The organism is Streptomyces sp. NPDC007084 (genome assembly GCF_040703595.1).
Taxonomy (GTDB): domain Bacteria; phylum Actinomycetota; class Actinomycetes; order Streptomycetales; family Streptomycetaceae; genus Streptomyces.
Genome location: NZ_JBEYFY010000054.1, coordinates 1 through 13464, shown reverse-complemented (window position 1 = coordinate 13464; position 13464 = coordinate 1). Strand labels below are relative to the sequence as shown.

Genomic DNA, 13464 nt, shown 5'->3' with positions numbered 1-13464 from the left:
GCCGCCCTCTCCCGCGGCGGGGGCCGGGCCCGGGGCGTGAGCGGTGGGAGGTGTGGCGGTCGGGGGCGCGGTGGACGCACCGGGTTCGGGGGGACTGGGGTGCGCTTCGGATGAGCGCTGGTCAGTAGGCACGAACACCGTTCTACTCTCGATCGGTGTTCCTTGCAAGGCGAACGGTGTTCCGAAGTTGCCTGAACGGTGTTCGTTCGTGTGTAGAACGGCGTTCGTCGCCTGGGTAGACTGGCCCCATGTCACCGACCCCGGAGCAACGGCGCGCGGCCCGGCACCAGCTCGGCACCGGCGCGGACGCGCCCGTCGTGCGGCGCGGACCGTCCGGCGGGCGCAAGAAGCCGATCACGGTCGACGCCATCATCGGCACCGCGTTCGCCATCGTGGAGGCCGAGGGGTACGACGCCCTCACGATGCGGCGGGTGGCCACCGCGCTGGAGACCGGGCCGTCCTCCCTCTACGCCCACGTGGTCAACAAGGAGGACCTGGACGAGCTGCTCATCGGCCGGCTCTGCGCCGAGATCGAGCTGCCCGAGCCGGACCCCGCGCGCTGGCGGGAGCAGCTCATCGGCGTCTGCACCCAGCTCCGCGACCAGTACCTGCGCTACCCGGGCATCTCCCGCGCGGCCATCGCCGCCGCCCCCTCCAACGTGGAGACACTGCGGGTCGGCGAGGGCATGCTCGCCCTGCTGCTCGCCGGGGGCATCGACCCGCAGATCGCCGCCTGGGCCCTCGACTCGCTGTCCCTGTACGTCAACGCGTACAGCCTCGAAGTCGCCCTGGTGAACAGCCGGCTCGGCCGGGGCGACGACGAGTGGGTGGTCAGCCGCGAGGAACTGCTCCGCCGGTTCGCCGCCCTGCCCGACGACACCTTCCCGCACACCAAGCGCTACGCCGCCGAACTCACCGCCGGAACCGTCGACGACCGCTTCGGCTTCACCCTCCGCCTGATGATCGACGGGCTCCCGCGGGTCAGCTGAGGGCCGCGGTGACGTCCACCGCCCGCAGGTGCTGCGGGTTCAGCACCCGGGAGGAGGCCGCGCAGGCCGCCGTGAGCTGCTCGGCCGCCGTGGCGGGGGTGGTCGCGGCCAGCGCGGCGGGGGTCTTCGAGAGGGGGGTGACCATGTCGTCGTGGTGGTTCGGGATGAGCAGCGGCGGGTTGCCGGTCGCCGACAGCAGGCGCTCCACGTAGCGGTGCAGCGCCGAGTGCGAGGTCATGGCGATCGTCGCGATGTCCGGGCGGATGCCCGACAGCTCGCGTTCGGCGAAGTTGCTCGCGCCCATCAGCAGGATGCTCGGGCCGCCCTCCACCGTGACCTGGTACGCCAGGGTCTCGCCCTCCACGAGGTCGCCCAGCGTGGCGGGGCGGCGGGGCGGGGCGGTCCTGCTGCCGGGGGCGAAGTAGCCGTAGTCGGCCTGCTGGCTGTGCAGGCTGCGGAACACCTCCACCGTGTAGCCGTCGAACTGGAGGTACTCGCCGCCCTTGACCGGAATCACATCCTCCAGTCGGGTGTGTGGTGTACCCATCGCCGTCAGCAGATGGCCCGCCGTCTCGTCGCACACCGTCCGGATACGGTGCTTGGCCCAGGCCGGGCGGGCCAGGAGCTGCGGTACGTCCGCCAGGTGGTCGAAGTGCCCGTGGCTGACGAGGATCAGCTCCGGGGCACCGCGCAGGTGCCCGGCGGCGAGCGCCTCCACGGCCGTACGGTCGCAGCGCAGCGGGAGGCTGGGGTTCAGGGCGCCCTTGGCGTCCGCGTAGGGCATCCGGCTCAGATACGGGTCGAAGAGGATGCTGCGGTCGCCGCCGATGACGATCTCCCAGCCGGAGACGCCGAGCCAGCGCATCTGCACGGAGGTCGGGTAGGGGGCGCCGCGCCGGGTGGTCGGCGCCGCTCCGACCAGACCGGCCCCGGCCGCCGCCGTCCCCGACACCGCCAGGACACCCTTGAGGACCGCACGCCGCCCGGCCATGTTCCGCCCCGCTCTCCTCCGACGACTGATGACCGACGAGGGCCATGAGTCCGAGGAACGCTACGACAAGGGGTGGCGTATGGGGGGAATTTCGGTCATTGCGGCGGGAGTGTCGGGAGGGGGAGGCTCCCCGGGGGCCTCGGGAGGCGGAGCCCCCGCCCGCGCCGCCCCGCCCTTCACCCCACCCTGTCCCCGGACAGGGGAATCCCCGTGGCCCGCAGGAGTTGTTCGTCCTGCTGGAGGATCGCCTGCATCAGCTCACGCAGCCGGGAGCCGGGGTTGATGCCGATCTGTTCGCGCAGGATCTCCTTGGCGCGGTGGAAGACGCGGATGGCGTCGGCCTGCCGGCCCTCGCCGTAGTACGCCTTCATCAGCCCCGCGTACAGGTCCTCGCGCAGCGGGTCGTGGTCGACCAGCTCGGAGAGCTGGGAGATCGCCTCGCCGTAGTGGCCGAGCCCCACGTCGATGAGGGCGCGCAGCTCCGCCGCGGCCGTACGTTCCCGGTCCAGCGCCTCGCCCTTCATCCGCAGCCGGCTCGACGTGACGTCCGTGAGGGCCGCGCCCCGCCACATCGCGAGCGCGCTGTCGAGGGACTCGGAGGCGCTCTTGTACTGGCCGCGGACGTGCAGTTCGCGCACGTGCCGTACCGCGTCGCGGAAGACGAAGACGTCGATACGGTCGGCCGGGACCCGCAGTTCATAGCCGAGGGCGTGCGAGGCGAGGGCGTCCCGGCCGAGGCCGGCGTCGGCCAGCGCGGTGCGGATCATCCAGGCGGAGGTCTGGAGCTGGCCGGAGACGGTCAGCGGTGGTTCGCCGTCCCAGGAGTCCTCGATGATCGCTTCCTTGGTGGTGACCTGTCCGGGCTTCAGCGCCAAGGAAGCGAGGAACCGCCGCTGCCGCTGACCCCGGATCGGTATCGGTACGCCGTTTCTCACCAGGGTCACGGGGCCGAGCAGTTGGATCGTCAGGCTGGTCCTGCTGTTCATGACGGTTCCCCTTGTGTGTGTGAATCGCGCCGTCGCCCAACAGGGGCTGAGGTGGTGGCGGAACGGAGGGGAGCCGCCGGGGGGCCTGGAGGGGCCGGTCCCGTCGGTCTTGCGGAGCGTACTGGTGCGTCCCCCGTACCGTCGGCTCAAGTGCTCCGTGACGCCTGACCGCTGTGCCGGTCCCGGGGTGCCGGTCCCTGCCGCTCCGGTCCCGGGGTGCCGGTCCCGCTGTGCTGGTCACGGATGGGTGGTGCTCGTCGTGGTGGTCGGTCCACCGGAGGGGAGGTCCCGCCGGTGACCGTCGGTCGGCTGATCACTTACGTGCTGCTGCGTGCTGCGTGTCGCGTGCTCTTGGTGCCGTCGTACGAGCGTGCTGTCGTACGAGCGTGCAGTCACACGAACGTGCCGTTATGCCGTCGTACGGACGTGTCCTCGTGCCCTCGTGCCCTCCTGTCGTCGGCCCGTTCAGGTCAGGTTCTTCAGGAACTTGGCCGCGATGGGGCCCGCGTCCGAGCCGCCGGAGCCGCCGTCCTCCAGGAGGACCGACCAGGCGAGTTCGCGGTCGCCCTGGTAGCCGATCATCCAGGCGTGGGTGCGGGGCGGGCTGTCGCCGCCGAACTCGGCGGTGCCCGTCTTGGCGTGCGGCTCGCCGGGGATTCCCTTCAGGGCCCAGCCCGCTCCGTCGGTGACCGTCGCGCGCATCATCTCCCGCAGGCTGCCGACCACGGCCGGCTCCAGCCGGGCGGGGGCCTTGTGCCGCTTCTTCACCGCGTCCGGCACCAGCACGGGCTGTTTGAAGACGCCCTCCTTGACCGTGGCCGCGATCGAGGCCATGACCAGCGGTGACGCCTGGGTCCTGGCCTGGCCGATGGTGGCGGCGGCCTTGTCGTTGTCGCCGTTCGCCACCGGGACGCTCCCGTCGTACGTCACCGCGCCCGCGTCCCAGGAGCCGCCGATCCCGAAGGCCTCGGCGGTGTCGTGCAGCGCCGAGTCGGACAGCTTGCCCCGGGCGCCGACGAAGAAGGTGTTGCAGGAGTGGGCGAACGCGTCCTTGAACGTCGAGCCGGCGGGCAGCGTGAACTGGTCCTGGTTCTCGAAGCGCTGGCCGTCGACGTAGGCGAACTTGGGGCAGTCGGCGCGGTCCGAGGGCTTCATCCCCTGCTTGAGGAGGGCGGCGGAGGTGACGACCTTGAAGGTGGAGCCGGGCGGATAGCGGCCCTCCAGGGCGCGGTTCATGCCGGCCGGCATGTTGGCCGCCGCGAGGATGTCCCCGGTGCCGGGGTCGATGGCGACGAGGGCCGCGTTCTTCTTGACCCCCTCCAGCGCGGCGGCGGCGGCCTCCTGCACCTTGGGGTCGATGGTCGTCCGTACCGCCTTGCCGGTGGCTTCGCCGGAGCCGCTGAGCTGTTTGACGACCCGGCCGCTCTCCCGTTCCACCGTGACGACGGACCGGGCCGCGCCGGCGCCTCCGGTGAGCTGCTTGTCGTAGCGGGCCTGGAGGCCGGAGACGCCTTTCCCGGTCTTCGGGTCGACGGAGCCGACGAGGGAGGCCGACCGCAGTTCGTCGCCGTTGCGGTCCAGGATCTCGGCGCGTTCCCGGGACTTCAGCGCGAGGGTCTGGCCCGGGACCAGATCCGGGTGAATGAGCGGAGTGTGGAATTCGACGGTCCAGGCGCCGTTCTTCCGGACGATCTGCGCCTTCGAGTGCCACCGGTAATCGCCGGCCCCCGGCAGAGCCATCTTCACGGTGAACGGAATATTGACTTCCCCTTCCGTTTCCCGCTTTCCCTCGCCCGACGTGATCTCCGTCTTCGACGGTTCCAGGTTCGTCATGACGGACTTGATCAGCGATTCCGCGTTCTCGGGCGTGTCCGTCAGCTTGGCCGCGCCCGGGGCGTCGCCCGCCGCCCAGGCGGCCAGGAAGGCGTCGAGCCGCTCGGTGGCGGCGGCTACCTGGGGATCGTCCCCGTCGTCCCTGACCAGCGCGTTGTAGGCCCAGTAGCCGATTCCGGCGGTCACGGCAAGTGCCACAAACGTTGATACGACCGCGCGACGACGGGACCTGCGCCTGTCGTATCGCGGGCGGTCAACGTAGCCATCCGAACGAATCATGTGGCGCAGATTAATCGCCCCGCTCTCTCCGGTCTCTCCCCGGACGCACGGTTCGAGACACGGCGCCGGAGAAAGAAATCATGGACGGCCGATGGCGGGTATCCGTCCCCTCCGCTTGGTCGCCGCGAGGTGCGGCCGAATGCCCGCCGGTGCGCTGGCCGGGAACCGGTGATAATCCTTTTCTTCTGGTCTAGACCTCAGAAGAAAAGACGGCCGGCCCGATGCGCGCCGGAGACAACAGTGGCCGGAACTCATCCGGCTCGGGGTTGCCTCGCCGTCGAAATCGGACGAACTCTGTCCGATTTGAAGAGAGTCGAATCGGAACCGTCCCTTCCGTCTCCTGGTCCTCTCCGCGCTCTCCCCGATACGCCGGCCGATACGTGCGGGAGAGGCGGCGAAGAGGGGCCCTGGTCAGGGTGGCCGCGACGTGTTCACCGCTGACCGAGTCTGGAGACCATCCATGTCCCGTGTATCGACCGGCCCCAGCAGCAAGCCCACCGCAGCGCACGCGCTCCTCGCGCGGCTGCGGGACCACGGCGTGGAGAAGGTGTTCGGCGTGGTCGGCCGGGAGGCCGCGTCGATCCTCTTCGACGAGGTCGAGGGGATCGACTTCGTCCTCACCCGGCACGAGTTCACCGCCGGCGTCGCCGCCGACGTGCTCGCCCGCATCACCGGACGCCCGCAGGCCTGCTGGGCCACCCTCGGCCCCGGCCTGACCAACCTCTCCACCGGCATCGCCACGTCGGTCCTGGACCGGTCGCCGGTCATCGCGCTGGCCGCCCAGTCGGAGTCGCACGACATCTTCCCCAACGACACGCACCAGTGCCTGGACTCCGTGTCGATCATCGCGCCGATGTCCAAGTACGCGGTGGAGCTGGAGCGTCCGCACGAGATCACCGACCTCGTCGACTCCGCGGTGACCGCCGCCATGACCGAGCCGGTCGGCCCCAGCTTCATCTCGCTGCCCGTGGACCTGCTCGGCTCCTCCGAGGGCATCGACGCCGAGGCCGAGCAGCCGCCGGCCCGGACCCCGGGCAAGCCGATCGGCGCCGTGCAGGACGGCTGGGAACGGGCCGCCGACGAGGCCGCCGAGCTGTTCGCCGCCGCCCGGCACCCGGTCCTGGTCGTCGGCGCCGCCGCGATCCGCTCCGGCGCGGTGCCGGCCGTCCGCGCGCTGGCCGAGCGGCTGAACGTGCCGGTCATCACCACGTACATCGCCAAGGGCGTCCTGCCGCACGGGCACGAGCTGAACTACGGGGCCGTCACCGGCTACATGGACGGCATTCTCGACTTCCCCGCCCTGGAGACCCTGTTCGGGCCCGCCGACCTCATCCTCACCGTCGGCTACGACTACGCCGAGGACCTGCGGCCCTCCATGTGGCAGAAGGGCGGCGAGAAGAAGACCGTCCGGGTCTCGCCCACCGCCAACCCGATCCCGCGCGTCTACCGGCCCACCGTCGACGTCGTCACCGACGTCCTCGCCTTCGTCGAGCACCTCGACGCCGCCACCGCCTCCCTCAAGGCCAAGGAGCGGCACGACATCGAGCCGCTGCGCGCCCGGGTCGCCGAGTTCCTCGCGGACCCGACCGCCTACGAGGACGGCATGCGCGTCCACCAGGTCATCGACTCCATGAACACCGTCATGGCGGAGGTCGCCGAACCCGGCGAGGGCACGATCGTCTCCGACATCGGCTTCTTCCGGCACTACGGGGTGCTCTTCGCCCGCGCCGACCAGCCCTTCGGCTTCCTCACCTCGGCCGGCTGCTCCAGCTTCGGCTACGGCATCCCCGCCGCCATGGGCGCCCAGCTCGCCCGCCCCGGCCAGCCCACCTTCCTCATCGCGGGCGACGGCGGCTTCCACTCCAACAGCGCCGACCTGGAGACCATCGCCCGCCTCGACCTGCCGATCGTCACCGTCGTCGTCAACAACGACACCAACGGGCTGATCGAGCTGTACCAGAACCTCGGACACCGGCGCAGCCACGATCCGGCCGTCAAGTTCACCGGCGTCGACTTCGTCGCCCTCGCCGAGGCCAACGGTGTCGAGGCGACCAAGGCGACCGACCGGCAGGAACTGCTCGCCGCGCTGCGCAAGGGCGCGGAGCTGGGCCGCCCGTTCCTGATCGAGGTGCCGATCGAATACGACTTCCAGCCCGGTGGTTTCGGGGCGCTGAGCATCTGATCATGGCCTCCCAGGACCTTCCCGCGGCCTTCGGGTTCCTGGTCTCCGCTCGCCCGAGCGGGGGCCGGGCCCCCCGAGCCGCCTTCGCCACCCGGGGCACCCGCACCGACGTCGACCTGCGGCCGCGCTCGCGGAGCCTCGACGCGACGCTGGTGCACACCCCCGGGGTCCCGCCCGACGCCGCCCTCGCGCGGGACGCGGACACCGCCGTCGTGCTCGCCGGGGAGATCTACAACCGCGGCGACCTCTCCTCCGTCCTCGCACCCGGCGCCGGCACGGCGGGCGACGCCCGGCTGCTGCTCGATCTGCTGGACCGCTACGGGCCGCACGCCTTCCGCCTGGTCAACGGCCGCTTCGCGGCGGTCGTCCACACCGGCGGGCGGGTGCTGCTGGCCACCGACCACGCCGGGTCCGTACCGCTGTACGTGTCTGCCGGGCCCGGCGAGGTCACGGCGGCCACCGAGGCCAAGGCCCTGTCCGGGCGCGGTGGTCCGCGCGGCTTCCCGCTCGCGGACGCCCGCCGGGTGCGCGGCCTGCCGGGCGTCTACCAGGTGCCCGCGGGCACCGTGCTGGACGTCGACCTCGGCACCGGCACGGCCACCGCCCACCGCACCTGGGCACCCCCGCTGGCCCGCCGGATCATGGACGAGGGCGAGGCGGTGGACGCCGTGCACGCGGCGCTCGACCGGGCGGTGAGCGCCCGCGTCACCCCCGGCGCGACCCCGCTGGTCGTGCTGTCCGGCGGCATCGACTCCTCCGGGGTGGCCGCGCTCGCCCACCGGGCCGCGGGCGGCATCGACTCGCTGTCCATGGGCACGGACGTCTCCGACGAGTTCGCCCAGGCCCGTACGGTCGCCGAACACCTCGGCAGCCGGCACCGGGAGATCACCGTCCCGACCACCGACCTGCTCGCCCAACTCCCGTATGCCGTCTGGGCGTCGGAGTCGCAGGACCCGAGCATCATCGAGTACCTGCTGCCGCTGGTCGCGCTCTACCGCGCGCTCGACGGACCGCCGCGCCGGGTGCTCACCGGGTACGGCGCCGACATCCCGCTCGCGGGCATGCACCGCGAGGACCGGCTGCCCGACCTGGACACGGCGGTCGCCCACGACATGGCGACGTACGACGGGCTCAACGAGATGTCCCCGGTGCTGTCCGCGGTGTCCGGCCACTGGTCCACCCACCCGTACTGGGACCGTGACGTGCTCGACCTGCTCGTCTCGCTGGAGGCGGGTCTCAAGCGCCGCCACGGGCGCGACAAGTGGGTGCTGCGCGCGTCGATGGCCGGCCTGCTGCCCGAACAGACGGTCAACCGGCCCAAGCTGGGCGTCCACGAGGGCTCCGGCACCACCTCGTCCTTCTCGCTGCTGCTGCTCGCGGAGGGTGTCCCGGAGAGGTCCGTCGACGCGGCCAAACAGCAGGTGGTGCGGGCGCTGTTCGACCGCACGGTGGTGGCCGCCGAGGACCCCGGCGAGGTGAGCACCACCGAGGTGGTCCGCTCGGTGGCGAAGCGCCTGGAACGGGGGGCCGCATGAGGCCGTCCGCAGGCGGCGCGGCGCCGAAGTCCCGTGCGGCCGGCGCCGGTTCCGGCCGTGCGCCCGGCACCCGCGCCGGGTCCTGGTCACGTGGTGATTGCGTGAGCCCGTACGCCCCCGGCCACGGCAGCGTGCGCCCGAACGCCGCCGGCCACGGCAACGTGCGCCCGAACGCCCCCGGCCACAGCGTCAGCTCGTACGCCCCCGGTCACCGCGTATGGCGGGCGGCTCGCGGTCCCCGTCGGGAGCCGTACGCCCCCGCTCACCGCGTCCAGCCGTACTCCCGTCGCACGGTCCCGGCCGGGGCCGTGTCCACCGTCGACATCCCGGAGGGGAACTGAGTCGTGGAACGCATCGACTCGCACGTCTCGCCCCGCTACGCGCAGATCCCCACCTTCATGCGCCTGCCGCACGACCAGGACCCGCGCGGTTACGACGTCGTCGTGATCGGCGCCCCCTACGACGGCGGCACCAGCTACCGGCCCGGCGCCCGCTTCGGGCCGCGCGCCATCCGCAACGAGTCCGGGCTGATCCACGGCGTCGGCATCGACCGCGGCCCCGGCACCTTCGACCTCATCAGCTGTGTCGACGGCGGGGACATCGACCTGACGCCGTTCGACATGAACATCGCGATCGAGACCGCGCAACGTCATCTGGCCGAACTCCTCAAGGCCAACGCCGCGTTCATGATGCTGGGCGGCGACCACTCGCTGACCGTGGCCGCCCTGCGGGCCGTCGCCGAGCAGCACGGACCCGTCGCCGTCCTGCACCTGGACGCGCACTCCGACACCAACCCCGCCTTCTACGGCGGCCGTTACCACCACGGCACGCCCTTCCGGCACGGCATCGAGGAGAAGCTCATCGACCCGGCCGCCATGGTGCAGATCGGGATACGCGGCCACAACCCCAAGCCCGACTCGCTCGACTACGCCCGCGGCAACGGCGTCCGCGTCGTGACCGCCGACGAGTTCGGGGACCTCGGTGTGGCGGGCACCGCGGACCTCGTGCGGGAGCGGGTCGGCGGGCGGCCCGTGTACGTGTCGGTCGACATCGACGTCGTCGACCCCGCCTTCGCCCCCGGCACCGGCACCCCAGCGCCCGGCGGCCTCAGCTCCCGTGAACTGCTCGCCCTGCTGCGCTGCGTCGGCGACCTCAAACCGGTCGGCTTCGACGTCATGGAGGTCTCGCCGCTGTACGACCACGCCGGGATCACCTCCGTCCTGGCCACCGAGATCGGCGCCGAACTGCTCTACCAGTACGCCCGCGCCCACCGCGCCCCGGCGTGACCCAGACGTAAAGGAGACATCCCACCCATGGCTTCTCCGATCATCGACTGCACCGCCCACCAGGAACACCTGCGGGCCCTCGCGGCCGAACTCCCCGAGGTGCCCCGCGCCGACCTGTACGGCTTCCTGGAGCAGGCGAAGGCCCTGTCCGAGCGGCTGCCGCGCGACATAGCCGGCGCTCTCGACAGGTTCAACGCCGAGGGCACCGAGGACGGCTATCTGCTGCTGCGCGGACTGCCGTTGGAGGCGGAGGACGAGCTGCCGCCGACGCCCACCACCACTCCCGCGCCGGTGGACCGGCCCCGGCTGCTCATGGAGGCCATGCTCGCCGTGGCCGGCCGCAGGCTCGGACTGCACACCGGCTACGCCGAGTTGCGCTCCGGCACGGTCTACCACGACGTGTATCCCTCGCCGGGCGCGCACTACCTCAGCTCGGAGACCTCCGAGACGCTCCTGGAGTTCCACACGGAGATGGCGTACCACGTCCTCCAGCCGAACTACGTGATGCTCGCCTGCTCCCGCGCGGACCACGAGCGCCGGGCCGAGACGCTGGTCGGCTCGGTGCGCAAGGCGCTCGCCCTGCTCGACGAGGACACCAAGGCGCGGCTCTTCGACCGCAAGCTGCCCTGCTGCGTCGACGTCGCCTTCCGGGGCGGAGTCGAGGACCCGGGCGCGATCGCCGAGGTCAAGGCGCTGTACGGGGACGAGAAGGACCCCTACCTCGGCTACGACCGGGAACTGCTCACCCCGGAGGAGCCCGCCGACAAGGAGGCCGTCGCCGCGCTGTCGCAGGCCCTGGACGATGTGACGGAGGCCGTGAAGCTGACCCCGGGCGACCTGCTGATCATCGACAACTTCCGGACGACGCACGCCCGTACGCCGTTCAGCCCGCGCTGGGACGGCAAGGACCGCTGGCTGCACCGGGTGTACATCAGGACCGAGCGCAACGGGCAGCTCTCGGGCGGTGAACGGGCGGGCGACGTGGTGTCGTTCTCCCCACGCCGGTAACCGCGCCTCGCCGTACGGTCCCCGCCGCTGACGGGGCTTTCCCGGACGGTCGCCGCCGCTGAGCGGGCTTTGCCGTGCGGTCGCCGCCGCTGGCAGCGCCTTGCCGTACGGTCCTCGCCGGTGACGGCGTTCTGTGTCGTACGGCCGTCGGGCCCCCGTTCCGCGTCCCGGTTCCGGCCGGGGCGCGGAACGGGGGCCGCGGCTCGTTCGGGCCGTTCGCGGCGGCGCCGGCCGGGGCGCGTGCCTACGCTGGCTCACTGGAAGTTACGCAGACGGGAGACGATCGACATGTCCGACTCCACATCGACGGACCGGGCGACGCCGCGGGGCTTCGTCGTACACACCGCCCCGGTCGGTCTCGGCGACGACGGCCGGGACGACTTCACCGTGCTGGCCTCGACCGCCCCTGCCCAGGTCAGCGGGGTGTTCACGCGGTCCCGGTTCGTCGGCCCCAGCGTGCTGCTGAGCCGGGAGGCGGTCGCCGACGGACAGGCCCGGGGGGTCGTCGTGCTCGCCCGCAACGCCAACGTGGCGACCGGCCGCGAGGGCGAGGCCAACGCGCGGGAGATCCGCGCCTCGGTCGCCGCGACGCTCGGCGTGCCCGAGGGGGAGGTGCTGATCGCGTCCACCGGAGTGATCGGCCGGCAGTACCCCATGCCGCGGATCCGCGAGCACCTGAAGTCGCTGGCCCTGCCCTTCCCCGAGGGCGGCTTCGAACGGGCGGCCCGGGCGATCATGACCACCGACACCCGGCCCAAGGAGGTCCGGCTGCGCTGCGGTGACGCGACCCTGGTCGGGATCGCCAAGGGGGTCGGCATGCTGGAGCCCGACATGGCGACGCTGCTCACCTTCTTCGCCACCGACGCCCGCCTCGACGCGGCCGAGCAGGACCGGATCTTCCGGCGGGTCATGGACCGGACGTTCAACGCGGTCAGCATCGACACGGACACCTCCACCAGCGACACCGCGGTCCTGTTCGCCAACGGCCTCGCCGGTGACGTCGACCCCGGGGAGTTCGAGCGGGTCCTCCACGAGGCCGCCCTCACCCTGGTCAAGGACATCGCGAGCGACGGGGAGGGCGCGAGCAAGCTCATCGAGGTACGGGTGACCGGGGCGCGGGACGCCGCCCAGGCCAAGCGGGTCGGCAAGACGGTCGTCAACTCGCCCCTCGTGAAGACTGCCGTGCACGGCAGCGACCCCAACTGGGGGCGGGTCGTGATGGCCGTCGGCAAGTGCTCCGACGACACCGACATCGAGCAGGACGCGGTACGCATCCGGTTCGGCGAGACGGAGGTGTATCCGACGGGGGCCGCGGACGCGGAGGAAGAGGACGCGGTACGGGCCGCTGTCGCGGAGCACCTGAAGGGCACCGAGGTCGTCATCGGCATCGACCTCGGCATCGCGGAGGGCGCCTTCACCGTCTACGGCTGCGACCTCACGGAGGGCTACGTCCGCCTCAACTCGGAGTACACGACCTGACCGCCGAGCCACTCTGATCCGCCCCCTCCGCCCCCTCCGCCCCCTCCGCCCCCTCCGCCCCTACCCGTCCCGGTGCGGGGGCGCGGCACCCGGAGGGGGCGAAGAGCCTTCGGGTATGCCGAGTTGGCGGGCGCTATGCGTCGCCCCTGTCCAGGGGCCCTCCCGAGGCCGGGTGGGCTCAGGATGGGGGCGGACAGGGTATCCGGCTGGAGGGGTGCAGGGGTATGGAGAGTACGAGGACGTCCGCCGGCGAGGACGGGTACGACGCGGGGGCTCGCGGGGTGGTGCGGCCGGGGGACGGGCTGGGCGGGACGCTGCGGCTGGTGCGGACCGATGACTTCGACTCGTTGGACCCGGGCAACACCTACTACGCGTACACGTGGAACTTTCTGCGGCTCATCGGGCGCACCCTCGTCACCTTCGACACCGCGCCGGGCAAGGCGGGGCAGCGGCTTGTGCCGGATCTGGCGGAGGCGCTGGGGGAGTCCTCCGAGGGGGGCCGGGTGTGGACGTACCGGCTGCGGGAGGGGCTGCGGTTCGAGGACGGGAGCCCGGTCACCGCCGCCGACGTCAAGTACGCGATAGCGCGCAGCAATTACGGCACCGACGTGCTCGGCGCGGGGCCCACCTACTTCCGGCATCTGCTCGGCACCGGGTACGGCGGACCGTGGCGCGAGCCGGGCGTCGACGGGCCGGACACGCTGGAGACCCCGGACGAGCGCACCCTGGTGTTCCGGCTGGCGGAGCCGTTCGCGGGGATGGACCTGCTGGCGACGATGCCGAGTACCACCCCGGTGCCGCGCCGGCTCGACACCGGCGCCGAGTACCGGCTGCGGCCGGTCGCGACGGGGCCGTACCGCCTCGTCTCGTACACCCGGGGTGAACTCGCCGTGCTG

At 72.0% G+C, this 13464-nt stretch carries 11 protein-coding genes; 8 read left to right on the top strand and 3 right to left on the bottom strand.

From position 1 onward, the window contains the following. Window positions 1–248 precede the first annotated feature (248 nt). A complete protein-coding gene (locus AB0912_RS29270) occupies window positions 249–989 on the top strand; it encodes a TetR/AcrR family transcriptional regulator (RefSeq protein ID WP_366705036.1) in 741 nt (246 codons plus the stop codon). Here the strand turns inward: AB0912_RS29270 and AB0912_RS29265 are convergent. The 3 genes from AB0912_RS29265 to AB0912_RS29255 form a co-directional block, all read right to left on the bottom strand. Further along, window positions 982–1980 (bottom strand): MBL fold metallo-hydrolase, encoded by a 999-nt coding sequence (locus AB0912_RS29265; protein ID WP_366705034.1) that lies wholly within the window; start codon window positions 1978–1980, stop codon window positions 982–984. The genes AB0912_RS29270 and AB0912_RS29265 overlap by 8 nt on opposite strands. A gap of 176 nt (window positions 1981–2156) precedes the next feature. Then, window positions 2157–2966 carry a BTAD domain-containing putative transcriptional regulator gene (locus AB0912_RS29260; protein ID WP_366705032.1) on the bottom strand — a complete coding sequence of 270 codons (810 nt, stop codon included), beginning with the start codon at window positions 2964–2966 and terminating at the stop codon, window positions 2157–2159. A gap of 465 nt (window positions 2967–3431) precedes the next feature. Next, window positions 3432–4997, bottom strand: coding sequence for a penicillin-binding transpeptidase domain-containing protein (locus AB0912_RS29255; protein ID WP_366705030.1), 1566 nt, complete (start codon window positions 4995–4997; stop codon window positions 3432–3434). 541 nt (window positions 4998–5538) lie between these two features. On the opposite strand from AB0912_RS29255, the gene AB0912_RS29250 reads away from it, so the two are divergent. The 7 genes from AB0912_RS29250 to AB0912_RS29220 form a co-directional block, all read left to right on the top strand. Beyond that, on the top strand, window positions 5539–7260 hold the full coding sequence (locus tag AB0912_RS29250; RefSeq protein WP_366705028.1) for a thiamine pyrophosphate-binding protein: 1722 nt from the start codon (window positions 5539–5541) through the stop codon (window positions 7258–7260). 2 nt (window positions 7261–7262) lie between these two features. Beyond that, window positions 7263–8795 (top strand): asparagine synthetase B family protein, encoded by a 1533-nt coding sequence (locus AB0912_RS29245; protein WP_366705026.1) that lies wholly within the window; start codon window positions 7263–7265, stop codon window positions 8793–8795. Window positions 8796–8896: 101 nt separating this feature from the next. After that, window positions 8897–9136 (top strand): hypothetical protein, encoded by a 240-nt coding sequence (locus tag AB0912_RS29240; protein ID WP_366705024.1) that lies wholly within the window; start codon window positions 8897–8899, stop codon window positions 9134–9136. 3 nt (window positions 9137–9139) lie between these two features. Beyond that, a complete protein-coding gene (gene speB / locus AB0912_RS29235) occupies window positions 9140–10081 on the top strand; it encodes an agmatinase (RefSeq protein WP_366705023.1) in 942 nt (313 codons plus the stop codon). A gap of 27 nt (window positions 10082–10108) precedes the next feature. Further along, window positions 10109–11089: a clavaminate synthase Cs1 gene (gene cs1 / locus AB0912_RS29230; RefSeq protein WP_366705022.1), complete on the top strand. Its 981-nt coding sequence runs from the start codon at window positions 10109–10111 to the stop codon at window positions 11087–11089. A 288-nt stretch (window positions 11090–11377) separates the two neighbouring features. Continuing rightward, window positions 11378–12568, top strand: a complete 1191-nt coding sequence (gene argJ / locus AB0912_RS29225) for a bifunctional glutamate N-acetyltransferase/amino-acid acetyltransferase ArgJ (protein ID WP_366705019.1) — start codon at window positions 11378–11380, stop codon at window positions 12566–12568. Between the two features lie 224 nt (window positions 12569–12792). Beyond that, window positions 12793–13464 (top strand): ABC transporter substrate-binding protein (locus AB0912_RS29220; RefSeq protein WP_366705017.1); only part of this gene is annotated, 672 nt, incomplete at its 3' end.

Coding starts and splice junctions, on each gene's coding strand:
- cs1 (WP_366705022.1), top strand. CDS start 10,109: ATGGCTTCTCCGATCATCGACTGCACCGCCCACCAGGAACACCTGCGG.
- AB0912_RS29250 (WP_366705028.1), top strand. CDS start 5,539: ATGTCCCGTGTATCGACCGGCCCCAGCAGCAAGCCCACCGCAGCGCAC.
- AB0912_RS29265 (WP_366705034.1), bottom strand. CDS start 1,980: ATGGCCGGGCGGCGTGCGGTCCTCAAGGGTGTCCTGGCGGTGTCGGGG.
- AB0912_RS29260 (WP_366705032.1), bottom strand. CDS start 2,966: ATGAACAGCAGGACCAGCCTGACGATCCAACTGCTCGGCCCCGTGACC.
- argJ (WP_366705019.1), top strand. CDS start 11,378: ATGTCCGACTCCACATCGACGGACCGGGCGACGCCGCGGGGCTTCGTC.
- AB0912_RS29270 (WP_366705036.1), top strand. CDS start 249: ATGTCACCGACCCCGGAGCAACGGCGCGCGGCCCGGCACCAGCTCGGC.
- AB0912_RS29245 (WP_366705026.1), top strand. CDS start 7,263: ATGGCCTCCCAGGACCTTCCCGCGGCCTTCGGGTTCCTGGTCTCCGCT.